The organism is Nocardia asteroides (assembly GCA_019930625.1).
Lineage (GTDB): Bacteria > Actinomycetota > Actinomycetes > Mycobacteriales > Mycobacteriaceae > Nocardia > Nocardia sputi.
In genome coordinates, this window is record CP082844.1 from 7,239,024 (window position 1) to 7,260,152 (window position 21,129).

18 protein-coding genes are annotated in these 21,129 nt (G+C 67.6%); 7 read left to right on the plus strand and 11 right to left on the minus strand.

Going from position 1 to position 21,129, the window contains the following annotated elements:
* Positions 1 to 562 precede the first annotated feature (562 nt).
* On the plus strand, positions 563 to 2,758 hold the full coding sequence (locus K8O92_32690) for an elongation factor G-like protein EF-G2 (protein UAK32387.1): 2,196 nt from the start codon (positions 563 to 565) through the stop codon (positions 2,756 to 2,758).
* A gap of 85 nt (positions 2,759 to 2,843) precedes the next feature.
* Here K8O92_32690 and K8O92_32695 read toward each other — a convergent pair whose 3' ends face one another.
* From K8O92_32695 to glnA, 5 genes are all read right to left on the minus strand, one after another.
* A complete protein-coding gene (locus tag K8O92_32695) occupies positions 2,844 to 4,976 on the minus strand; it encodes a hypothetical protein (GenBank protein UAK32388.1) in 2,133 nt (710 codons plus the stop codon).
* 237 nt (positions 4,977 to 5,213) lie between these two features.
* Positions 5,214 to 5,534, minus strand: a complete 321-nt coding sequence (locus tag K8O92_32700) for a hypothetical protein (protein UAK32389.1) — start codon at positions 5,532 to 5,534, stop codon at positions 5,214 to 5,216.
* Between the two features lie 89 nt (positions 5,535 to 5,623).
* Positions 5,624 to 5,971: a hypothetical protein gene (locus K8O92_32705; GenBank protein ID UAK32390.1), complete on the minus strand. Its 348-nt coding sequence runs from the start codon at positions 5,969 to 5,971 to the stop codon at positions 5,624 to 5,626.
* 39 nt (positions 5,972 to 6,010) lie between these two features.
* A complete protein-coding gene (locus K8O92_32710) occupies positions 6,011 to 6,334 on the minus strand; it encodes a hypothetical protein (protein ID UAK32391.1) in 324 nt (107 codons plus the stop codon).
* Between the two features lie 405 nt (positions 6,335 to 6,739).
* Positions 6,740 to 8,176 (minus strand): type I glutamate--ammonia ligase, encoded by a 1,437-nt coding sequence (glnA, locus tag K8O92_32715; GenBank protein UAK32392.1) that lies wholly within the window; start codon positions 8,174 to 8,176, stop codon positions 6,740 to 6,742.
* A gap of 252 nt (positions 8,177 to 8,428) precedes the next feature.
* Between glnA and K8O92_32720 the strand changes: the two genes are divergently transcribed.
* Positions 8,429 to 8,884 carry an RDD family protein gene (locus K8O92_32720; protein ID UAK32393.1) on the plus strand — a complete coding sequence of 152 codons (456 nt, stop codon included), beginning with the start codon at positions 8,429 to 8,431 and terminating at the stop codon, positions 8,882 to 8,884.
* Between the two features lie 94 nt (positions 8,885 to 8,978).
* Here K8O92_32720 and K8O92_32725 read toward each other — a convergent pair whose 3' ends face one another.
* The gene (locus K8O92_32725) at positions 8,979 to 9,713 is read right to left on the minus strand and encodes a DUF4191 domain-containing protein (protein ID UAK32394.1); all 735 of its coding nucleotides are present in this window, start codon (positions 9,711 to 9,713) and stop codon (positions 8,979 to 8,981) included.
* Between the two features lie 52 nt (positions 9,714 to 9,765).
* A complete protein-coding gene (locus K8O92_32730) occupies positions 9,766 to 10,209 on the minus strand; it encodes a hypothetical protein (GenBank protein UAK32395.1) in 444 nt (147 codons plus the stop codon).
* 440 nt (positions 10,210 to 10,649) lie between these two features.
* Here K8O92_32730 and K8O92_32735 point away from each other — a divergent pair, with 440 nt between their 5' ends.
* Genes K8O92_32735 through K8O92_32750 form a run of 4 tightly spaced genes read left to right on the plus strand, consistent with a single transcriptional unit; the run spans position 10,650 to position 15,030 of the window.
* Entirely contained in the window at positions 10,650 to 12,317 is a 1,668-nt protein-coding gene (locus K8O92_32735; protein ID UAK32396.1) for a CocE/NonD family hydrolase, read from the plus strand.
* Positions 12,314 to 13,684, plus strand: a complete 1,371-nt coding sequence (locus K8O92_32740) for a M20 family peptidase (GenBank protein ID UAK32397.1) — start codon at positions 12,314 to 12,316, stop codon at positions 13,682 to 13,684. Before K8O92_32735 ends, K8O92_32740 begins: the two co-directional genes overlap by 4 nt.
* Positions 13,681 to 14,568 (plus strand): lysophospholipase, encoded by an 888-nt coding sequence (locus K8O92_32745; GenBank protein ID UAK32398.1) that lies wholly within the window; start codon positions 13,681 to 13,683, stop codon positions 14,566 to 14,568. Before K8O92_32740 ends, K8O92_32745 begins: the two co-directional genes overlap by 4 nt.
* Positions 14,569 to 14,577: 9 nt before the next feature.
* Positions 14,578 to 15,030 carry a 6,7-dimethyl-8-ribityllumazine synthase gene (locus K8O92_32750; GenBank protein ID UAK32399.1) on the plus strand — a complete coding sequence of 151 codons (453 nt, stop codon included), beginning with the start codon at positions 14,578 to 14,580 and terminating at the stop codon, positions 15,028 to 15,030.
* A 275-nt stretch (positions 15,031 to 15,305) separates the two neighbouring features.
* Here the strand turns inward: K8O92_32750 and K8O92_32755 are convergent, their stop codons facing one another.
* The 3 genes from K8O92_32755 to K8O92_32765 form a co-directional block, all read right to left on the minus strand.
* Entirely contained in the window at positions 15,306 to 16,250 is a 945-nt protein-coding gene (locus K8O92_32755) for an endonuclease/exonuclease/phosphatase family protein (GenBank protein ID UAK32400.1), read from the minus strand.
* A gap of 342 nt (positions 16,251 to 16,592) precedes the next feature.
* Positions 16,593 to 17,240, minus strand: a complete 648-nt coding sequence (locus K8O92_32760; protein UAK36085.1) for a cysteine hydrolase — start codon at positions 17,238 to 17,240, stop codon at positions 16,593 to 16,595.
* 2 nt (positions 17,241 to 17,242) lie between these two features.
* Positions 17,243 to 17,569, minus strand: coding sequence for a hypothetical protein (locus tag K8O92_32765; protein UAK32401.1), 327 nt, complete (start codon positions 17,567 to 17,569; stop codon positions 17,243 to 17,245).
* 25 nt (positions 17,570 to 17,594) lie between these two features.
* On the opposite strand from K8O92_32765, the gene K8O92_32770 reads away from it, so the two are divergent.
* On the plus strand, positions 17,595 to 18,026 hold the full coding sequence (locus K8O92_32770) for a helix-turn-helix transcriptional regulator (GenBank protein UAK36086.1): 432 nt from the start codon (positions 17,595 to 17,597) through the stop codon (positions 18,024 to 18,026).
* A 66-nt stretch (positions 18,027 to 18,092) separates the two neighbouring features.
* Here K8O92_32770 and K8O92_32775 read toward each other — a convergent pair whose 3' ends face one another.
* Positions 18,093 to 21,104, minus strand: a complete 3,012-nt coding sequence (locus K8O92_32775) for a bifunctional [glutamine synthetase] adenylyltransferase/[glutamine synthetase]-adenylyl-L-tyrosine phosphorylase (protein ID UAK32402.1) — start codon at positions 21,102 to 21,104, stop codon at positions 18,093 to 18,095.
* Positions 21,105 to 21,129: the final 25 nt, after the last annotated feature.

Here is a 21,129-nt window from a genome sequence, read left to right on the forward strand (position 1 = left end):
GAACGCTCCTCGGAGAAACCGGCTCGCCGACACACTGGATGCGGAGCCTCCGCCCGGGAGGCGGATACGCGCACTTCGACAATTTTTCGCCAACGCCCCGCTCGTACCAGCCCGGCGCTCTTCGGCGGGGTAGGCGCGATTGGCGTCCCCGATCTCCGGCTCGCCTGATACCTCCGCCTGCTCGCACGGCGATCAACTGAAGCCGTAGATCCTTCACGCCAGGACTCAGCTCTCCGGCGACCTGAGCTACAGCTCGGGAATGATGGCGTTCGGCCGATGGCTCGGGCCACGACGGGGCGCGGTTGGGCTACTCCACTCATATCCCGGCACGGCGACTCCCGCGGATCGAGGACGATTACAACGATCGAGAATGTTGGTCGCTTCGGCGCCCAAGCGTTCACCCCGGTCACCGCGACGGCCACCGGGTGACAGATGTCGGCCCGGTCAGCTCCCCCGCCCGCTGTTGCCCGCCCGCACACCCTGATCTGCCGATTCGTCGGCGGAACGCCTCGCCCGGTGGGAAGGTGGACGTACGGCAGGTGTCAGCAGAGGAGCGAGACACATGGTGGACAAGACCAACGGAGCTGCCGCGGGCGACGGCGGCGTGGTGACGGCGGACCGGCCCGAGCAGATCCGCAACGTGGTCCTGGTCGGGCACAGCGGGTCGGGAAAGACCACGCTCGTCGATGCCATGGCGCTCACCGCGCGGGCGGTCAATCGCGCAGGGCGGGTCGAGGACGGCACCTCGCTGTCGGACTACGACGAGATCGAGCATCGCCAGCACCGATCGGTGCAGCTGTCGGTGGTGCCGGTGGCATGGGACGGCATGAAAGTCAATCTGGTCGACACGCCGGGTTACTTGGACTTCGTCGGCGAGTTGCGGGCGGGTCTGCGCGCGGCCGATGCTGCGCTGTTCGTCATCTCGGCGGCCGAGGGCGCGGCGGGGATCGCGGGGGCGACCAGGGCGCTGTGGGAGGAATGCGCCGCGGTCGGGATGCCGCGCGCGATCGTCATCACCCACCTGGACACGGCGCGCGACGAGTACGACGTGATGACCGACGCCTGCCGGACCGTGCTGGGCGGCGGGTCGTCGGAGACCATCCTCCCGCTGCATCTCCCCGTGTACGGCCCGAAGAATCCGGATGGGCACCGGCCGGTCACCGGCATGGTGGAGCTGCTGCCGCACTGCGTGGGCGACTATTCCTCCGGCGTGGAGGTGCAAGGCGACCCATCGCCCGATCAGGTGCCCGAGCTGGAAGAAGCTCGCAACCGCCTGATCGAGGGCATCATCGCCGAGAGCGAGGACGAGACCCTCATGGAACGCTACTTGGAGGGCGAGGAGATCAGCCTGGCGACGCTGATCGCCGACCTGGAGCGCGCGGTCGCCCGCGGGAGCTTCCATCCGGTGTTGTTCGCCGCCCCAGCGCCCGAAGGAGCCAAGCAGGGCCTGGGCACGGTCGAGCTGCTCGACCTCATCACCGGCGGCTTCCCGACGCCGGCCGAGCACCCCATCACCGCCACCAACGGCGCCGAACCGCATCCGCTGCGCTGCGACCCGGACGCGGAACTGGCCGCGGAGGTCATCCGCACCGCTTCCGACCCGTACGTCGGGCGGGTCTGCATGGTCCGCGTCTTCTCCGGCACCCTGCACGCCGACGATACGGTGCACGTCAGCGGCCACGGCTTGGAGGACCGCGGCCACGAGAGCCACGAGCTGGACGAGCGGGTCGGCGCGATCTCGGCTCCCTTCGGCAAGCAGCAACGCCCGCTGCGCCAGGCGATCGCGGGCGATATCGCCTATGTCACCAAGCTCGGTCACGCCGAAACCGGCGACACGCTGTCGTCCACCGACAATCCGCTCCGGATCGAGCCGTGGCCGATGCCCGATCCGCTGCTGCCCATCGCCATCCGCGCGCACAGCAAAGCCGACGAGGACAAGCTCTCCCAGAGCCTCGCCAGGCTGGCCGCCGAAGACCCGGCGCTGCGCCTGGAACACAACGCGCAGACGCATCAGCTGGTGCTCTGGTGTCTGGGTGAAGCCCATCGCGACGTCGCCTTGGAGCGGTTGCGGACCCGGTTCGGCGTGCAGGTCGACGTGATAGAGCATCAGGTGGCGCTGCGAGAGACGTTCGCGGGCAAGGCGTCCGGGCGCGGCAGGCATGTGAAGCAGTCCGGCGGGCACGGCCAGTACGCCGTGTGCGAGATCGAGGTCGAACCCCTGCCCGAAGGGTCGGGCATCGAGTTCGTGGACAAGGTGGTCGGCGGAGTCGTTCCGCGCCAGTTCATTCCGTCGGTGGAGAAAGGCGTGCGTGCCCAGGCCTCCCGCGGGCTGACCGCCGGATATCCCCTCGTGGACGTGCGGGTCACCTTGTTCGACGGCAAAGCCCATTCCGTCGACTCCTCCGACGCCGCGTTCCAGACCGCCGGTGCGCTCGCCTTGCGCGAGGCCGCGGCAGCCGCGGGAATCCGGGTGCTCGAGCCGCTCGCCGAAGTATGGGCGCTGGTCTCCGACGAATTCGTCGGCCCGGTACTGAGCGATCTGTCCAGTCGCCGCGGGCGCGTCCTCGGCACCGAGCCGCACGGCAGCGGACGCACCCGCATCCACGCCGAGGTCCCGGAACTCGAACTCAGCCGCTACGCCATCGACCTGCGCTCGATCTCCCACGGCACCGGCGATTTCACCCGCGCCTACGCGCGGCACGAGCCGATGCCGAACCAACTGGCCGCCTCGGTGCGTGGGGAGAAGACGCGCGCGTAGAGGACTCGCCATCCGAGCCGCGACTCGCGTCGTACCCGCGAGCATCTGTCGGCGCCATCAACCGCAGCGAACGATTCCGGCCGGGTCAGACCCCCTGCGGTGGTGGTGAAACGGGTGGCGGCGCGGCAGGCTGCGGCGCCGCGGCCACGGCCGGCGGAGGTGGCGCCGCGATTCCAGGAGCGCTACCGGCCGCCGTGTCCAAACCGGTCGGGTGAATGAAGCCCGCGAAATTGCCGTACTTTTCCTTCAACGGAGGATTGTTGGGATCCAAGGGAACGAGCTGGCCATTGTCGAGGACGAACAGGCCGTTCTCGTTCTTGACAACCAGCGCACTATGCTTCTCCCACTGCAGAATATCGCCGGTCTTCAGCTCACCGGGGCCATTGACCACCGCAGGCGGATGCTCCGCTGTGATCTCCCCCGCTGTTCCCTTATATGCCGATACCGCATCGAGAGCGACGTTCTGCGTCTGCTTCTGCAAAGCCTCCGCCACCGGCGGCGACGCGTTCACGGTCGTATCCCCGATCTGGACCGCGGGCGTCGTTCCAGGTGCCGTTATCGGCGGCGGAGTACCCGCGTAGGTCGGCGGCGTCACGCCGGCAGGGCCGGTTTGCTGAACGGCTTGTTGCGCGGTGGTCGTCTGAGCGTTGCGGTTGCGCTCTCGTTCCTCGCGCTTCTCCCGCTCCTGTTCTCGCTCCCGCTCCGCGTAGGCCCGCTCGAGTCGCTCGTCTTCGGGCTGACGCCCTTGGTTCATCATTCCGCTCATGGCGCTCATCATCGCCATCTGCTGCATCGCATTTGCCATACCGTTGTCGCCGCTGTTGGCGGCGGGCGCAACATTGCCGGAGTTTGTGTTCGCACCGGGCCCCGTACCAGTCGCGGATCCGGTTCCGCCCTGCAGTGCCGAACGAATGGCGGCAAGCGGATCCGAATCCGAGGACGTATCACCGGTTCCGGTGGCCGAGATGGGTTGCGTACCTGTAGTCGGATCGGTCAGCGAACCATCGGTGTCGGTAGGGCCGCCCAGCAAGTCGTCGAAGGTAGATCCCCAGTTATCGTTCGCGGTAGTGCCGGACGGTAGCGTGGAAGCATCCTGGGTCGGCATTGGAGGAGTACCGGTGTAGACAGGCGGCGGAGTACCGGTGTTCGTAGGGGTTTTGGTCGTACCGGTAGGGGTGTGTTGAGTGGCGGGCTTTTCGTTCGGGTCTTTACCAGGCTGTTCTTTAGTGGGAAATCCCGGGAACTCACCGAACTTCTTCCCTGCACTCTCGGCTCGATTCGCGTATGCGGTGACCTCCTCCACGCAGAACTGAACAGTGTCGCGAATTATTCCATATATCGGCTCCTCTTCCACGACGTTCTGAATACCGGGAGCCGTAAAGTTGTCTTTACTGAAAGTGCTTCCGCCGAAGTATCCCGCGTGAGGTTTCATCAGCGTCGCCCAGATATCCTCATGCGCAGACTGGACTTTGTCCCACATTTTCCGATATGTACGGTCATTGTCGGCAGTGAGCTTCAGGTTCTCCGTCTTGAATTGGTCGTCTCTGGCCGCCCACTGGGCATCCAACTCGTCGAGCAACTTGGAAGTCGAATTGTATGCTTCAATAGACTCGCCCTTGCCCCCGGCTTGAGCCTCTGCACCGTTTCCCATTGCATCTGTGAAGGATTTACTCAGGTTATTGTCCCAGATAACGGTGTCGTCACCCTTCTCCGGAGACGCCAGGGCGATCGGCTTCTTTTTGTCCCCCATCTGTTTCTTGAGGTACTTGAGCTGATGGTTCGCCAGACTGACGTATGTCGTCAGGTCTTCCGAAGGACTACCCGGGGGCAGCTTGATCTTCAGCGGAAAGTCATCGACCGAGTCCCCCTCTTTCGGATCCTTGTCCAGACCCTCCATATATTTTTTCTTCTGCTCCGACTCGGTCGGAGGAGGAGGAGGGGGCGCTTTGCGATCATGTTCCGGGAGGCGCTTGTCCGGGTCGACTCGCGTTGTGTTATCGACCTCCCTCGCTTTGTATGCCTGCCCATCCGTAGTGACGAGGTAATCCAGGCGGTTGTAGGGCCACGAGTCCAATTTCTTGGGGTCCCCACCCGGGTTCGCCTCATACAGCGTTACTTCGCCCCCGGGCTTTTCCTGCGCGTAGTAGTAGCCGGACTCCGGACGGCTCTCTGATTTTGTATAATTGCCGTGCTTGTCGTGAGTGAAGTAGTTGGTCATGCGTCCTCCTAGACGGGCAGTTCATCGCGGCGCCTGTCGCGAGAGCCCTGTCCTGATGCCGTTGCCTCGATCGCCCGACTGCGGGAAATACCGCCACTTACCCGCGCGTGGGAGTTCCGCTCGATAGTTCGCATCCCTTCAACACAACCCACGATCAGATCAATGATTCCGAGCGATTCGCGAGCGGATTGCAGCCATTCGAGATCCTCCCGCCGGCTACGTGGCGGCCGCTGAGGATCAGGCCTCCGGCGACTTGCCTCGAATCGTTGCGCCACCCGCGCCGTCGGTGTCCTCGATCGCACCTGCCGTCGAGTGGGAAGTATCGGCAGTATCCTGACGACCATCCGCCACCGAGGTCCAGCCGACCACACGATCACGCAGGTGCGGACGTCCGGCGATTTGCAGAAACGCATAGGCCGCATAGCCGTTCGTCGCGATGAAATTCGCTTCGTAATCAGGATCGTTCTTCGCGCGCTCCCGGGCTGCCGGGACCATGTCATGGTTTACGCCGCGAAGTCGGCGCCACTCTTGTGGATCCTGATAGAACTCGGTGGTCATATCGACGAACCCTCTCCACTCCGACCGACCTCCCCATTCTTCAGCATCCCCATACCTGGGGATAAAGAGAGGAAGCCGAGAGCTGGAGTTCAGTAGCCTGAGCCGAACTCCGCCTTCTCCATGAGGTTGTACTCGGCCTCGGTGGGCAGCCCCAGCGAGTCGGCCAGGCGCGGCAACGCGCCGTTGTACAGCAGCTCCGCGCGCCTCCCCACCCGGGACTTCTGGTAGGCCAGCCGGGCGACCCGAAGAATCTCGGCGGCGAGCCAGCTGTCGGTGTTCTCCCACACCTCGTCGCCGAGGTGCAGACCGACGATCATGCCGCTTCGATCACAGGCAACTCCGACGGAGTAGTCGGGATTGAACACCTCGTAGATCAGATTCAGCCAATCGGGCGGCGTTTCGGCCTCGGTGGCGCCCGACACGCCCAGCTCTGTCACAGCATCACTCCTGGGTATGGGGCCGACCACAGCGGCAAGTTACGGTTCGGGCCATGACACCTTTGGTGGCCACGTCGTCTGCTGGATGGCAAGCCGGTGTTGCCGTAGGGCGTCTTCGGTGCTGTCCCGAATCGCCGCCATGATGTCGGCCACCAGCTCCTGACTACTCGACGAATGCGCAATCGTCCCGTCGGCGATGTACAGATCGACGAGACGGCCCATCCCGTCGACCTCCGGAATCACCCGGGCGCTTGGCGAGGGCCGCCGAGCGCGGACTCCCTTGATCCGCTCCATCATGTCATCGACGGCGTGCACGAACTCACGGCCGGATTCCAGCGCTGCCGCCGTAAATGGATGCATCATGAGTGTCTTGTCCTCCGCAACGATCGCCGCACGCCGCGCGAGTGAGGGGCCTTCATCCCGGCTACAGGACAGAGACCCGGCAGCGTCCGAACAAGCATGCCGGATCGCACGGTCATCCGACACTCGATCGAGTCGGCGCCCAGCACTTTCCGCATGCCACCTCCTGCTCTGGATGATACGGATCCATTCTTCACGCTCGGCGCGAGCTTCCCATGCATGAGAACGGAGCCACATAACTCGCGATGACAGCCCGGTGTGCGTTCTGGTCAGGAACGCAGACAAGCCCATCTACCCGGCGACCACAAGGTGATCACAAAGCAGATGGGCTTCGTCGGCTCGCACGCACAGCTGCGAACGAAGCACCTGGTTGCCGGTGCTCCGATCACAGGGTGGCGACCTTACGACTTACACGTCGAAGTACAGCTCGAACTCGTACGGGTGCGGCCGCAGGTTCACCGGGGCGATTTCGCCTTCGCGCTTGAGGGTGATCCAGGTCTCGATCAGGTCCTCGGTGAAGACGTTGCCTTCGGTGAGGTAGTCGTGGTCGGCCTCGAGGCGGTCGATGACCGACGCCAGGCTGGTGGGGGCCTGCGGGATGTTCTTGGCCTCCTCCGGCGGGAGCTCGTAGAGGTCCTTGTCGACCGGGGCCAGCGGCTCGATCTTCTTCTTGATGCCGTCCAGGCCGGCCATCATCATGGCGGCGAAGGCCAGGTACGGGTTGCCCGAGGAGTCCGGTGCGCGGAACTCGAGGCGCTTGGCCTTCGGGTTGTTGCCGGTGACCGGGATGCGGACCGCGGCGGAGCGGTTGCGCTGCGAGTACACCAGGTTGATCGGGGCCTCGTAGCCGGGGACCAGGCGGTGGTAGGAGTTCACCGTCGGGTTGGTGAACGCCAGCAGCGACGGCGCGTGGTGCAGGATGCCGCCGATGTAGTGACGCGCCAGGTCGGACAGGCCGCCGTAGCCGGCCTCGTCGTGGAACAGCGGCTTGCCGTCCTTCCACAGCGACTGGTGCACGTGCATGCCCGAGCCGTTGTCACCGAAGAGCGGCTTCGGCATGAAGGTGACGGTCTTGCCTTCCTGCCACGCGGTGTTCTTGACGATGTACTTGAACAGCTGCAGGTCGTCGGCCGCGGCGAGCAGGGTGTTGAACTTGTAGTTGATCTCGGCCTGGCCCGCGGTGCCGACCTCGTGGTGGCCGCGCTCCAGCTCGAAGCCGGAGTTCTGCAGGTTGGTCGAGATCTTGTCGCGCAGGTCGACGTAGTGGTCGTAGGGCGCGACCGGGAAGTAGCCGCCCTTGTTGCGGACCTTGTAGCCGCGGTTGCGGCCGCCGTCCGGGTCGAACTCCGCGCCGGTGTTCCAGGAACCGGAGACCGACTCGATCTCGTAGAAAGCGCCGTTCATGGCCGAGTCGTAGCGGATCGAGTCGAAGATGTAGAACTCCGCCTCGGGGCCGAAGTACGCGGTGTCTGCGATGCCGGTGGATCGCAGGTACTCCTCCGCCTTGCGCGCGACGTTACGCGGGTCGCGGCTGTATGCCTCGCGGGTGAACGGGTCGTGCACGAAGAAGTTGAGATTCAGCGTCTTGGCGGCGCGGAACGGGTCGATGCGCGCGGTGGAGAAGTCGGGCAGCAACAGCATGTCCGACTCATCGATGGACTGGAACCCACGGACGGAGGAGCCGTCGAACGCTAGCCCTTCCTCGGCGAGGTCGGTGGTGAAAGCCTTCCCCGGGATCGAGAAGTGCTGCTGCACACCGGGAAGGTCGCTGAAACGGATGTCGACGTACTCGATGTCCTCATCAGCGATGAATTTGATGACCTCGTCGGCCGTGCTGAACGTCACTTGTTCTCCTTACGGATCGGTTCCCAGCCAGTGTCGCCTTGCGTGGGTTCGTCGCGACCCGACGCTATGGATGCCGTGTTTCCCTGCAGTCAAGGATGTGTTTCGCCGGTGTTACACGTGCGTCAGGCAGCGTGGTGCTGACCACCCGGACTCGATTGAATGGTAGTCCTGCCCCCGGCACGGCGCGCCCCGACGCTGAACTCCGCTTATGCGGTACCGGGCTCCGGTCCGCGCGCGCCTATCCTGGGGTGCATGGCACGCATCACCGGCTCTTGGCTCTCCGGCCCTCCGGCCGACTCCGGCGGTCCGGCAACTCCTGAGTTCCCCGGTGAACACCTCGGCCTGCCGCAGACCGGGGCGGGCTCGCTGGCCGGCATGGGGCGCCGCATAGCCGCCCTCTTCGTGGACTGGATGATCGCGCTCGGCATCGCGGCGCTGCTCGCCCGCAGCGCTTCGGCGTCGAGTCTCACGCTGCTGATCTGGTTCGTGATCGGCGTCGGCGCGGTCACGCTGTTCGGGTTCACGCCGGGGCAGTATTTCCTGCGGCTGCGGACGGTGCGCATCGACGCGCCCGCGCCGGTCGGCTTCGTGCGGGCGCTGGCCAGGCAGGTCCTGTTGCTGTTCGTGGTGCCCGCGTTGTTCACCGACGCCGACGGGCGCGGCATGCACGACCGCGCCACCGGCACGGCGCTGGTGCATGCACGCTGAACCCGGGAACAACTGACGGGACGCCCCCTCCACCGAGATCGAGCACGAACAAAGGCCCGTCTCCCAACAGGGACGCGGGCCTTGTGCACAGCGGTCAGCGCCGGCGGATGGTCCGCTGCACGCCGCGCATCTTCGCGCCGGCGGGCATGGGCCCCTTCGGCAGGGCGGGCCCGCCGCGCGCGCTGAGAGCGGACAGCCGGCCTTCGATGAGGTCCATCCGCTTGGTATCGATGTTGCGCGGCAGCTTGGTGAGGTAGCGCTGGAGATCCTTGAGCGGCACCTGGCCTTCGTCGTTGCCGATGACGATGTCGTAGATCGGGGTGTCGCCGATCAGCCGGGCCGTGCGCTTCTTCTCCTGAGCGAGCAGCGACTTGACCCTCTGCGGGGCCCCTTCGGCGACCAGCACCACGCCGGGCAGGCCGATCACCCGGTGCACGGCGTCCAGCTGCGTGGTCGCGGCGATGCCGTTGCTCACCCGCCACTTGCCCTGGAGGTTGTCCAGCACCCAGGCTGCGGCGCCCGCCTGGCCCTCGGCCTTGCGGTAGACGCTCTTCTGCACCCGCCTGCCGAAGATGATGAACGCCAGCAGCGCACCGAGCACCACGCCCAGCGGGACGAGGAACCAGGTCAGCCCGAAGATCAAGCCGATCACGACGAAGACGGCGGTGCTGCCGACCAAGGCGCCGATCATCAGCGGCAGCAGCAGCTTGTCTTCCTTGCGCTGCATCTGGAACGCCTGCCACAACTGCTTGCGGCGTTCTCTCGACTGCTGCTTGCGGGCCGCTTTCGCCGCGGCCTTCGCTTCCTTGGTGGGCTTGCCTGCTGCCATGACTCTCAGGATAGTGCCCAGGTAGTCGCGGCTTTGCCGTGCCCAGCCGGTCTCAGCCGCGGTGGGCGATCGAGCCGAGTGCGGTGAGATCCAGATCACCCGATGCTTCGGTCCATCCCATGGCGCGCAAATCGGCCGGGGCAGCCACACCGAGAGCGTCGCGCAAACCGACAGCGACCGAACTGGCGAACTCCACCAGGCTGTTGGGGGCGATAGGCCAGAAAAGGGTCCGGGTCCAGTTGTCGGCGTCATGCCGCACCGCGGGCTCGTGCCAGCCCTGCGCGCGCAGTTCCTGTGCGGCGGTCTCCGGAATCGGGTTGCTCAGGTAGTGGTTTCCGGCCAGTTCAGCAGACAGTTTGATGTCATATTGGACGAACTGGACGTAACGATTCCCTGGAGCGGCGATGATCAGGGTCGCTCGTGAAGGCAGCTCCGAGAGGCAAAGCGCCAGCGCTTGCACGAACCGTTCCCAGTCCGCGGTCGCCAGCTCACGCATTATCAATCCCCCAAGCATTCGCACTGGGCTGATCATACGCCGACCGAGACACCGGACGAAGTATCTGCGACATCGCGGCGTTCATCCAGTCGGTACCGTTCGCCGTATCCTTCGTGGTCCGCGCCGCAGGGCCATAACCTGTGGCAGCTCCGGCGCGACCTACCCTGCGCAAACACCGGCTCGCGGCCGGGCGTCCGCGGCGGCCGGGACGCGGCGGCATGCCGCGAAGCGAAATTCGGATCGGAATCGAGAATGTCGATCGGTTCCCGTTTTCGCGCCGACCCTTCGGGCCGTCACCTCCTGACCGGGATCACCCCCGGAAGGTGACACCGCGCCGCAGCTCACCGCCATGTGGACGTGGCAGCGTGCGATTCGGACGGCGGCTCGACGACCCATGGTTCCGGGGGCTGGACATCCACGCGGGAAGACTCGATAGTCCAATGGTGAGCGAACGAGCCGTTCTGTTGCGCGCCCTGGGCGGGCTGCTGCTCCTGCTGGGAGCCGTCACCCCCGTGACCGCGGTCGCCGAGCCCCTGCCCGTGCCGTACCAGTGGAAGCAAACGTTCATCGACGGCACGGACGGCACCCGACTGCACGCCGATATCCTGCGCCCGGCCGGAATCTCCGAGGAGACCCGCACTCCCGTCATTCTCACCGTCAGCCCGTATCGCGCGCACCTGGCGTATTTGACCGAGCCGCGCCTCACCGGGGGGCCGTCCACCGACAACCTCACCGCCGAGATGTTCCTCAACGCGGGCTACACCTACGTCATCGTCGACCTTCGCGGGTTCGGCGGCTCGAACGGCTGCCCCGACTATGGTGGCCCCGGGGAGCAAGCGGATGCTGCCGCGGCCGTGGAGTGGGCGGCGAGCCAGCCATGGTCTACCGGCAAGGTCGGGATGTTCGGCACATCGTACGAAGCCTGGACCGGCCTCATGGGGCTGGCGGGCGCACCGAAAGGCCTCGCCGCTGTGGGCGCGTTCGCGCCCGTCGGCGACCCGTACTCTTACCTTTACATGCAGGGCATCTCCTGGAAGTTCGCCGGCAAGCCGATCACCGAGAGCGGTGTGCGGCCCGCCGACTTAGCGGGGTTGGAACACCTGCTCATCGCCTCTACCCCACCGCATCCGGAGGACTCCGGCGAATATCAGGCGAATGCGACACAGTTGCCGTGGCAGTGCTACCGGCGGTACCTGGCCGAGATCGGCGATCACAATCCGGACACTGCCTTCTGGCGCGACCGCGACCTCGTCGCTCGATTGCGCGGCAATACGATTCCGCTTTTCCTCGGTCAGGGCTTCGTCGACTACAACACCCGGGCCGACCGGGTGTTCGACCTGTGGAACGGCCTCGGGCCCGGCGAGCACCGGGCCTGGTTCGGCCAGTGGGGACACCGCACCTGCCATGACAAATGCGGCACACCGCACTTCGACACCGAGTTGCTCGCGTTCTTCGACAAGCACGTCGCAGGCCGCGACGTGGTGGTTCCCGGACCGCGAATCACCGTCGGCCAGTTCGACGGACGCTGGCGCGCCGAGACCGCGTGGCCGCCCGCCGACGTGCGGCGGGTCCCGGTGGGACTGCGCACCGGCGAGTACACCGACCGGGGCCTGGTCCCCGGGCCCGACCGTGAACTCTGGTCGGTCTCCGCGCCGCTGGCCGGCGACCAGCACCTGTCCGGCATCCCCACCGCCACCCTCCGGCTGAGCGGCCCGGCGAGCGCGACGGTCGCGGTCGAACTCTACGACATCGCACCCGACCTGCGCGCCACCGTCATCACCCGCGGGATCGCACCCGTCCGCGACGTCGCCGAAGTCCGGCTGCTCGCCCAGGATTGGCCGATCGCGGCCGGTCACCGGATCGGCGTGCGAGTCACCGACGTGGTCGACGACGTGTGGTCGCACTCCCCCGCCTTCGCCTCGGTCACAGTGACGTCCGCGAGCATCGAATTGCCCCTGCTGACCGCAACTCGTCACCCGGATCTGCCGGGAGGGCTCACCGAAGGCATCGTGAAGTGGCGAAACGAGAAGACGATCGCCTTGGACCCGAGCATGCTGAACAATGCAACCGTGTCGATGAACCTGCCCGACCGCACCGGTGACCGATGACGGAACCGGTCGACGACCTGACCGCCGAACGCCTCGCCGCCGCGCTGCGCTGTGCGACGGTGTCCACCGACGACCCGCGCGATGCCGACAGCGCCGCGTTCGACCGCCTCGACGCTCACCTGCGGGCGTCGTTCCCCCGCGTGCACGCCGAGCTCGAACTGCGGCGGTTCGAACACAGCAGGCTCTACCGCTGGCCGGGTACCGAGCCGGACCGGGTGGCCGCGATCCTGCTCGCGCACCAGGACGTGGTGCCCGCGGACGATCCGAAGCGCTGGACTCACCCTCCCTTCGCCGGAGTGGTCGACGACGAATACATCTGGGGCCGCGGCGCGATCGATGACAAGAGCCGCGTGCTCGCCATCCTGGAGGCGGTCGAGGCGGCGCTCGTCGCAGGCGTACGGCCGCGGCACACCGTGTACCTGGCCTTCGGGCACGACGAGGAGGTCTTCGGCGGCGACGGGGCCGAGCGGATGGCCGATCATCTGCGGCAGGCGGGCGTGCGCGCGGATCTGCTGCTCGACGAGGGCGGAGTGATCACCGCGGGCATCGTCGAGGGCGTGCGGCAGCCGGTGGCCACGATCATGCTCGGTGAGAAAGGCTACGCGACGGTGCGGTTGTCGGTCACCGAGGTGGGCGGGCACTCGTCCATGCCGGGCAAGCAGACGGCGGTCGGCCGGATCGCGCGGGCGGTGGCCCGCGTCCAGGACCATCCGATGCCGCTGCGCCTGACGCCGGTGATCGCGGACATGCTGGCCAGGTTGCGCGACGTCATGCCGGGACCGCGACGGCGTCTGCTCGGCCTCGCCGGCATCGCCGGACCGGTGATCACCCGCGTGATGGCGACCCAGCCGCAGACCGAGGCCATGGTGCGCACCACCACGGCGCCGACGGTGATCCGCGGCGGTGTGCGGGCCAACGTGCTGCCGCAGCGCGCCGAGGCCATGGTGAACTTCCGCATCCTGCCGGGGGACACGGTCGCCTCGGTGCTGGCGCACTGCCGGAAAGTCGTGCGCGACAAGGGCATCGAATTCGAGCTGGTCGGCATGTCGTCGGAACCGTCGCGGATCACGGAGCCGGGCCCCACCTTCGAGCTGATCGCCGATCTCGCCCGCGCCGTCGTCCCCGGTATCGCGGTGACCACCGGCATCGTGCCCGGCGCGACCGACTCCAGGCACTACGACGATCTGGCGCGGACCCGGTGCAATTTCGCGCCGATCGTGCTGGACAACCGTGATCTGGCCTCGATCCACGGAACCGACGAACGCCTCTCCCGGGTCAACTACGCTCGACTCATCGAGTTCAACCGGCGGCTGATCGAGCATTTCGCGACGGTCGGCGCGCCATCGACGTCAGGAGCGCAGGCATGACGACCGAGCCGACGGCGGGCGACAGCGCGCCCGCCGAGCCGCCCGCCATCCGTACCGCGTCCGGGGAGTTCGACGGGATCGGCAGCGGAGTCGCGTGGCGCGCGTGGCTGCCGGAGGGCGCCGCGCGGGCCGTGGTCGTGCTGGTGCACGGTGTGGCCGAGCATTCCGGCCGCTACACCCACGTCGGACAGCGCTTGATCGCAGCGGGTTTCGCGGTGTACGCGCTCGATCACATCGGGCACGGGAAGTCCGCGGGCGGCAAAGCCAACATCGGCTCCATGGAAGGCGCCGCCGACAACGTGGCCGCCATGCTGGCCATCGCGAGCCGTGAACAACCCGGGGTGCCGCGCTTCCTGGTCGCGCACTCGATGGGCAGCCTGATCACCCTGTATCTGGCCACCCGCGCGCCGATCGACATCGCGGGCCTCGTGCTGTCCGCCCCGCCGTTGGACATCCCGGTGGGCAATCCGGTGCAGCGCGCGCTCGCACCGGTGTTGAGCCGGTTCGCCCCGAATCTGGGTGTGCTGAAACTGGATTCGTCGCAGATCAGCCGCGACCCCGCGGTGGTCACGGCCTACGACAACGATCCGCTGGTCTACCGGGGCAAGCTGCCCGCCCGCACCGGCGCCGAGATGCTGAGCGCGACGGATACGGTCAAGCAGCGGCTGGCGCAGCTCACCGTGCCGGTGCTGGTGCTGCACGGCACGGCCGACGCGATCGCCGCGCCGTCGAGTTCTGATCTCATCGAGCGGGGCGCGGGGTCGAAGGATCTCACGGTGATCCGCTACGAAGGCCTCTACCACGAGGTGTTCAACGAGCCCGAGCAGCAGAAAGTGCTCGACGACGTCGTCGGCTGGCTGGAAGCGCACCTTACCGAACAGTAGTATCCCGGCATGAGAACTACCGGATCCATCGCGTTCATCCGCGCCAGCTGGCACAGCTCGATCGTGGGCAAGGCGTACGAGGGCTTCCGCACCGAATACGCCGACCTCGGTTTCGATCCCGCCACCATCGACGTCTACGAGGTGCCGGGCGCGTTCGAGATCCCCCTGCACGCCAAGCGCTTGGCGCACTCCGGCCGGTACGCGGCGATCGTCGCGTCCGCGCTGGTGGTGGACGGCGGAATCTACCGGCACGACTTCGTGGCGTCGGCGGTGATCGACGGGCTGATGCGCGTCCAGCTCGATACGGACGTGCCGGTGTTCTCGGTCGTGCTCACCCCCCACCACTTCCACGAGCACAGCGAGCACGTCACGTTCTTCACCGAGCACTTCGTGACCAAAGGCGCCGAAGCGGCCCGTGCGCTGGCGGGCACGCTGAGCTCGCTGCGGTCGCTGCCGGTGTAGCCGCGGGCAGGCGCTCTCGCCGTCCACGACCGACGAGAGCGGGTCGTCGCCCGCCATCGGTCCGCTACGTCGGGCCAGGGCGGATACGTCGGGCCAGGGCGGATACGTCGGTGCCGATCTGGTCGACCCTCGGCGATACGACACCCGCCGGGCGACGGTGGTCCCCGAGCAGTCGCGACCGACCCCGTCGTAGTCGAACCGCGGCGGCCGCGACACCTGGACGATCCTCGTCAGCGCGGCGCTCGGACCAGTCGGCGCGGCGACTTCCGCCCGGGTCAGTGCAAGCGGATGCGGGCGATCAGCGCTCGGTGGTCGGAGCCCGGAACGGAGAGGGTGTGCAACTGTTCGGCGGTGGCGTCGGCGAGCAGGATGTGGTCGATACCGATCACCGGACCCCAGCTGCGGTCGTCGGGAAAGGTGGGCAGCAATCCGGCGCCGGTCTGGTCGGCCGCCGAGGCGAAGCGACCGCGCACGAGGTCACGGTAGGCCGTGTGGTCCCGGGTCGCGTTGAAGTCGGCGCCCACGATGGCGGGACCCCGTTGCGCCTCGAGGATTTCCCGGGTCCTGCGCATCTCCGCCTGCCACGCGGGGAAATCGAACGGCGGCGGGACCGGGTGGAACGCGAAGACCGCGATCGGCCCGCGCTCGGGGTGATCCATAGTCGCGGAGACGTTGTTCAGGATGTATCCGTCGTACTTCCTGTTCTCCCGCAACGGGTGCCGACTGTAGATGCCGGTGCCGCCACCGCCGTCGCGGGTGGGCTCGAGGTACTGATACGGCAGTTCGTCGAGCAGGCCCGCGCCCGCCAGCCGTTCGAGCGCGGCGTCGGTCAGTTCGTCGACGGTCAGCACGTCGACCCGGTTGTCCCGCACCGCACGCACCACCGCAGCCGGATCGGCCCGGCCGAACAGCAGATTCGATTGCATGACGGTGAGCGTCGGACCGCTCGCCGCCCGCCCTTCCGGCACGAACGCCGGCACCAGCGTCCACAGCACCGCCACGGCCAACACCCCGGCGAGTGCCGCGCTGCGCCACCCGCGTGCGACCAGCAGCAGCACCAAGCCTGCGAGGGCGCCGAACATCAAGTACGACGCCCCCGACGCGAGCAGTACCAGTCCACGCTGTTCCCACGCCCCGAAATGCAGCACGATCCCGACGGCGCCCACGACCACAGCGCACCACCCCGCCCCGAGCAAGGCTCGGTCCATCCATTTACGCATGCGGTCGAGCCTAGGCAATGTCTGTGGGGACTCGGTGTGCGCCGAGTGTGGATTACAGGTGCGGGACACTTCGGCGGCTTCACCGTGTGGCGCGACCCGGCCCTCCTGAGCTGGCCGCGGAGCGTAGGCGCCACGGCGAGGGCAAGGAATGTACGTCGAGGAATTTCGAGCGACGGGACCGCTGACGGCCGAGAGCGCCGAAGACCTGGCGGCGGTGGCGGGTGGGTACCGTCCATCGGCTCGATCGCAAGCACTACACCAAGGCTCGCGTGGTGCGCATCGAAGCCGCCGGACGCCCCCCGCAACCTGAGGGTTCGACGGGACACACCGCGACCGACCGCGTCACGACACGCGCCGCCTCATCAGCTCGCTCAATTCCGTCGTCTCGGTGGTGAGTGATCCGCCGGTGAATTGCAGCGTGGCACAAGCTCTCTCGGCCGCCTCCGGATGCCCGGCGCCGCATGCGTCGGTCACGATGATCGGCAGATAGCCCAGGTCCAGGCTGTGCCGGACGGTCGGCTCGATGCCCACTTCCATGGCGATGCCTGCCACGGCATAGGCGTCGATGCCGCAGTCGCGCAGCGCGAAATCCAACGGCGTCGCGGCGAACGCCGACATGGTGATCTTGTCGAACACCACCTCGTCCGGTCCGGGCGTCAACTCGGGCACCAGCTGGAACTGCGCAGAGCCCTGCGGGAAGCTCGATCGCAGGGCGGCCGGGTCGTCCACCTGCTGCCAGGACATAGCGGTGCGCAGCTGCGCGACACCTGACGCCGCGACCGGCAGCGACATGTGCCGGGTGTAGAACACCCGGAAGCCACCCGCCCGTGCGGCGTCGCGCAATCGGACGCAGGCGCGCACGATCCGCTCCCCCTCGGGAATCTGCCGCACGATGCCCACCTGCATGTCGTAGATGAGCAGCGCCATCCGCGCGGGGTCGCAGGCGTCGGGCACGGTCTGCGGGATGCTCAGGCCGAAGGCGTGCCGCATGCTCACGCCGTCCGGTCGTAGGGCTCGGCGACGTCGACGGCCGGATCCATCAACGCTTCCAGCGGCAAGGGCGCCTGAACCGGCACGAATGTCCACTCCAAGTATCCGGCCTTGGTGAGCGGAAAGTCCGCGACGTACTTGCGCGCCTCCTCGACGCTGTCGACCTCGAAGACGATGACTACGCCGGGCTCGTCGGCGCGCGCGTAGTTCTCCCGGACGATGCCCGCCTTCCACAGCCGCCACACATTGGCGACCTCCTCGGGCAGGTACGGATTGATCGTCTCCAGGGTGACCCCGGGCTTGAATCGGTCGAAAACAATGACCTTCATAGGATTTCGCTCCATGTCTGCGGTGATGTGCTACGAACGGCATCCATGGAATCGCGATGATTACAGTGTTACAAGAACGCACTTTTCGGTGCGTAGGGTGAGCAGCCAGGAGGTCCGACGCGTGCCCGACAAGCGCTACCACTGCGCCGTGGAGGTGACCGTCGACCTGATCGGCGGCAAATGGAAGCCGGTGATCCTCGCCCACCTGAAAGAGGGGGTGCACCGCTATGGCGAGCTGCGCAGGCGGATGCCGACCACCAGCGAGAAGATGCTGATCCAGCAATTGCGCGAACTGGAATCCGACGGCCTGGTCCGCCGCACCGTCTTCGACACGGTGCCTCCGCAGGTCGAATACACGCTCACCGACGAAGGCCGCACCCTCGTCCCCGTCCTCACCGCCCTCTACGACTGGGGCGAGCAGCGGGCGGCCCGCAGGGGTCTCGCCCTGGGAACGTGAGTCCGGCTTCGCGGACACGCTTCGTGCGGCCGCGCGCGGAGAGCGGCGAATCGCTACGGCACAGCCTCAGGCGCCGAAGACTCGTTCGACGACGGCTTTGGCGCGCCGCGTGACGCGCATGTAGTGGTCGAGGAATTCGCTCCCGTCGTCGTTGGGCCAGCCCGCGACGCGCGCCACAGCGGACAGGAGCCGGCCCGGCCCGGGGAGCTGGTCGGTGGGCTTGCCGCGCACCAGGACCAAGGCGTTGCGCGCGTTGGTCGCGGTCAGCCAGGCGTCGCGCAACAGCGCCACGTCCTGCGCGTCCAGCAGTTCGGTCTGCTCGATCACGTCCAGCGCTTCCAAGGTGGAGGTGTTGTGCAGGCCGGGCACCTCGTGGGCGTGCCGCAGCTGCGTCAGCTGGACCGTCCACTCGATGTCGGCCAGGCCGCCGCGCCCCAGTTTGGTGTGCGTGGCCGGGTCGGCGCCGCGGGGCAGCCGCTCCGCGTCCACCCTGGCCTTGATCCGCCGGATCTCGCGCACCGCCTCGGCCGACACCCCGCCCTCCGGGTACCGCACCTTATCGATGACGTGCAGGAAGCGCACCCCGAGTTCCTGGTCACCGGCCACCTGGTTGGCGCGCAGCAGCGCCTGCACCTCCCAGGGTTGCGCCCACTGCTCGTAGTACGCGGCATAGGCGGCCAGCGTGCGAACGAGCGAGCCGTTGCGACCCTCCGGGCGCAGCCCGGCGTCGACGTGCAGCGGCGGGTCCGTACTCGGCGCCCCGAGCAACTGCTGTACCCGGTCGGCCACCCCGATGGCCCATTTGACGGCCTTGGTCTCGTCGGTGCCCGGCCGTGGGTCGCACACGAACAGCACGTCCGCGTCGGAGCCGTAGCCGAGTTCCATGCCACCGAGCCGGCCCATGCCGATCACCGCGATGTCGGCGGGCGCGGGCTCGCCCCGCTCGGCCTCACTCGCCCGGATCACCGCGCGTAACGACGCTTCCAGTACCGCCACCCACACCGACGACAGCGCCCGGCACACCTGCGGCACTTCGAGCATGCCGAGCAGATCGGCCGACGCCACCCGCGCCAGTTCGTGCCTGCGCAACGAACGCGCCGCGGCCACAGCGCGTTTCGAGTCCTCGTACCGAGCGGCGGCGGTGAGGATGCCGCGGGCCACCTCGTCGGGCTGCGGACCGAGCAGCAGCGGGCCGCCGGGCCCGTCGGCGTACATCCGGATCGTTTCCGGCGCGTTGATGAGCAGGTCGGGCAGATACTCCGAGGAGCCGAGCACGATCATCAGCCGCTGCGCGATCGCCCCCTCGTCGCGCAGTTCGCGCAAGAACCAGATCTGGTCGGCCAGGCCCTCCGACACCCGGCGGTAGGCCAGCAGGCCCGCATCGGGATTCGGCGTGTCGCCCAGCCATTCGAGCAGCGTCGGCAACAGCAGGGCTTGGATGCGGCCTTTGCGGGACACGCCGCCGGTCAGGGCCTTCAGGTGGCCGAGGGCGTGTTCGGGCGCCGCGTAACCGAGGGCCGCCAGCTGCCGGATCGCGGCCTCGGGGCTCAGGCGCAGCGCATCGGAATCCAGGCGCACCACCGAGTCCAGCAGCGGCCGGTAGAACAACTTGGCGTGCAGCCGCCGTACACGCACCGCGTTCCGGCGGATCTCGCTGCCCAGCACACCCACCGCGTCCTGCCTGCCGTCGGGCCGGATATGGGCGGCGCGCGCCAGCCAGCGCATGCCCTCCTCGTCGTCGTCGGCGGGCAGCGTGTGAGTGCGACGCAGCCGCTGGAGTTGCAGCCGGTGTTCCAGCAGACGCAGGAACTCGTAGGACGCGGTGAGATTGGCCGCGTCGTCGCGACCCACGTACCCGCCCGCGGCCAGCGCGGTCAGCGCCTCGACGGTGCCCTGCACGTGCAACGTGTCGTCCACCCGCCCGTGCACCAACTGCAGCAGTTGCACGGCGAACTCGACATCCCGCAGGCTGCCGTGCCCGAGCTTCAACTCGCGTTCGCGCAGATCGGCGGGCACCAGATCCTCCACCCGGCGGCGCATCGCCTGGACGTCGGCGACGAAGTCGGGACGCTCCGAGGCCGACCAGACCATCGGCATCAGCGCGGCGCGGTACTGCTCGCCGAGCGCGAGATCACCGGTGGCCGGGCGGTTCTTCAACAGCGCTTGGAATTCCCAGGTCCGGGCCCACCGCTTGTAGTAGGCGATATGCGAATCCAGCGTCCGTACCAGCGCACCGGCTTTGCCCTCCGGCCGCAGTGCCGCATCCACCTCGAAGAACGCCTGGCTCGCCACGCTCATCATCTCCGCGGCCAAGCGCGTGGCGGTGGCGTCGGCGGGCTCGGCGACGAACACCACGTCGACGTCGCTGACATAGTTCAACTCGCGCGCGCCGCACTTGCCCATCGCGATCACGCCCAACCGCACCGGCACCGGCTCGTCCTTGCAGACCCGCGCCACCGCGACGGCCAGCGCCGCGGTCAGGGCGGCATCGGCCAGGTCGGTGAGATGCCTGCCGACCACCTGGTACGGCAACACCGGCTCGTTCTCCACCGTGGCCGCCAGATCCAGCGCGGCCAGCAGCATCAGCTGGTCGCGGTACCTCTTGCGCAGCGACGCCACCACAGCGGGCTCGGAGATGCCGGCCCGGTAGAGCATCGGGGCCGCGTTCGGGCCTTGCTCGGGTTGCGCCTCGACCACCGTGAGCAGATCGGCGATCAGCTCGTCGCGGCCGGGCAACTCCTTGCGGCGCAGGACTTCCCAGGCGGACGGCGCGGCGACGAGGTGATCGCCCAACGCGCTGGAGGAGCCCAGCAGCGCGAACAGCCTGCCGCGCAGCGACGTATCCGTGCGGATCGCCGAATCGATGGCGTCCCAGCCGCTTCCGCTGCTCTCCCGCAGCCGCATGAGCGTGCTCAACGCGAGGTCGGCGTCCGGCGCGCGGGACAGCGCCCACAGCACGGGGATGCTCTCGACGTTGTCCCACCCCAGTTCGCGCAGCGACGCGGCGGCGGAGGGCTCGAGCAATCCGAGCCGACCGACACCGGGGACAGCGGAGCGGGCAGACGGGGGCCGGACCATGGTTCTCAAATTACAGGGCGGAGCG

What these genes read in the sequence shown, in the direction of transcription:
- K8O92_32735 (UAK32396.1), top strand. Translation starts at nt 10,650, where the DNA reads ATGGTGAGCGAACGAGCCGTTCTGTTGCGCGCCCTGGGCGGGCTGCTG.
- K8O92_32775 (UAK32402.1), bottom strand. Translation starts at nt 21,104, where the DNA reads ATGGTCCGGCCCCCGTCTGCCCGCTCCGCTGTCCCCGGTGTCGGTCGG.
- K8O92_32695 (UAK32388.1), bottom strand. Translation starts at nt 4,976, where the DNA reads ATGACCAACTACTTCACTCACGACAAGCACGGCAATTATACAAAATCA.
- K8O92_32730 (UAK32395.1), bottom strand. Translation starts at nt 10,209, where the DNA reads ATGCGTGAGCTGGCGACCGCGGACTGGGAACGGTTCGTGCAAGCGCTG.
- K8O92_32770 (UAK36086.1), top strand. Translation starts at nt 17,595, where the DNA reads ATGTGCTACGAACGGCATCCATGGAATCGCGATGATTACAGTGTTACA.
- K8O92_32710 (UAK32391.1), bottom strand. Translation starts at nt 6,334, where the DNA reads ATGATGCATCCATTTACGGCGGCAGCGCTGGAATCCGGCCGTGAGTTC.
- K8O92_32690 (UAK32387.1), top strand. Translation starts at nt 563, where the DNA reads ATGGTGGACAAGACCAACGGAGCTGCCGCGGGCGACGGCGGCGTGGTG.
- K8O92_32765 (UAK32401.1), bottom strand. Translation starts at nt 17,569, where the DNA reads ATGAAGGTCATTGTTTTCGACCGATTCAAGCCCGGGGTCACCCTGGAG.
- K8O92_32760 (UAK36085.1), bottom strand. Translation starts at nt 17,240, where the DNA reads ATGCGGCACGCCTTCGGCCTGAGCATCCCGCAGACCGTGCCCGACGCC.
- K8O92_32755 (UAK32400.1), bottom strand. Translation starts at nt 16,250, where the DNA reads ATGCGTAAATGGATGGACCGAGCCTTGCTCGGGGCGGGGTGGTGCGCT.
- K8O92_32725 (UAK32394.1), bottom strand. Translation starts at nt 9,713, where the DNA reads ATGGCAGCAGGCAAGCCCACCAAGGAAGCGAAGGCCGCGGCGAAAGCG.
- K8O92_32750 (UAK32399.1), top strand. Translation starts at nt 14,578, where the DNA reads ATGAGAACTACCGGATCCATCGCGTTCATCCGCGCCAGCTGGCACAGC.
- K8O92_32740 (UAK32397.1), top strand. Translation starts at nt 12,314, where the DNA reads ATGACGGAACCGGTCGACGACCTGACCGCCGAACGCCTCGCCGCCGCG.
- K8O92_32720 (UAK32393.1), top strand. Translation starts at nt 8,429, where the DNA reads ATGGCACGCATCACCGGCTCTTGGCTCTCCGGCCCTCCGGCCGACTCC.
- K8O92_32745 (UAK32398.1), top strand. Translation starts at nt 13,681, where the DNA reads ATGACGACCGAGCCGACGGCGGGCGACAGCGCGCCCGCCGAGCCGCCC.
- K8O92_32700 (UAK32389.1), bottom strand. Translation starts at nt 5,534, where the DNA reads ATGACCACCGAGTTCTATCAGGATCCACAAGAGTGGCGCCGACTTCGC.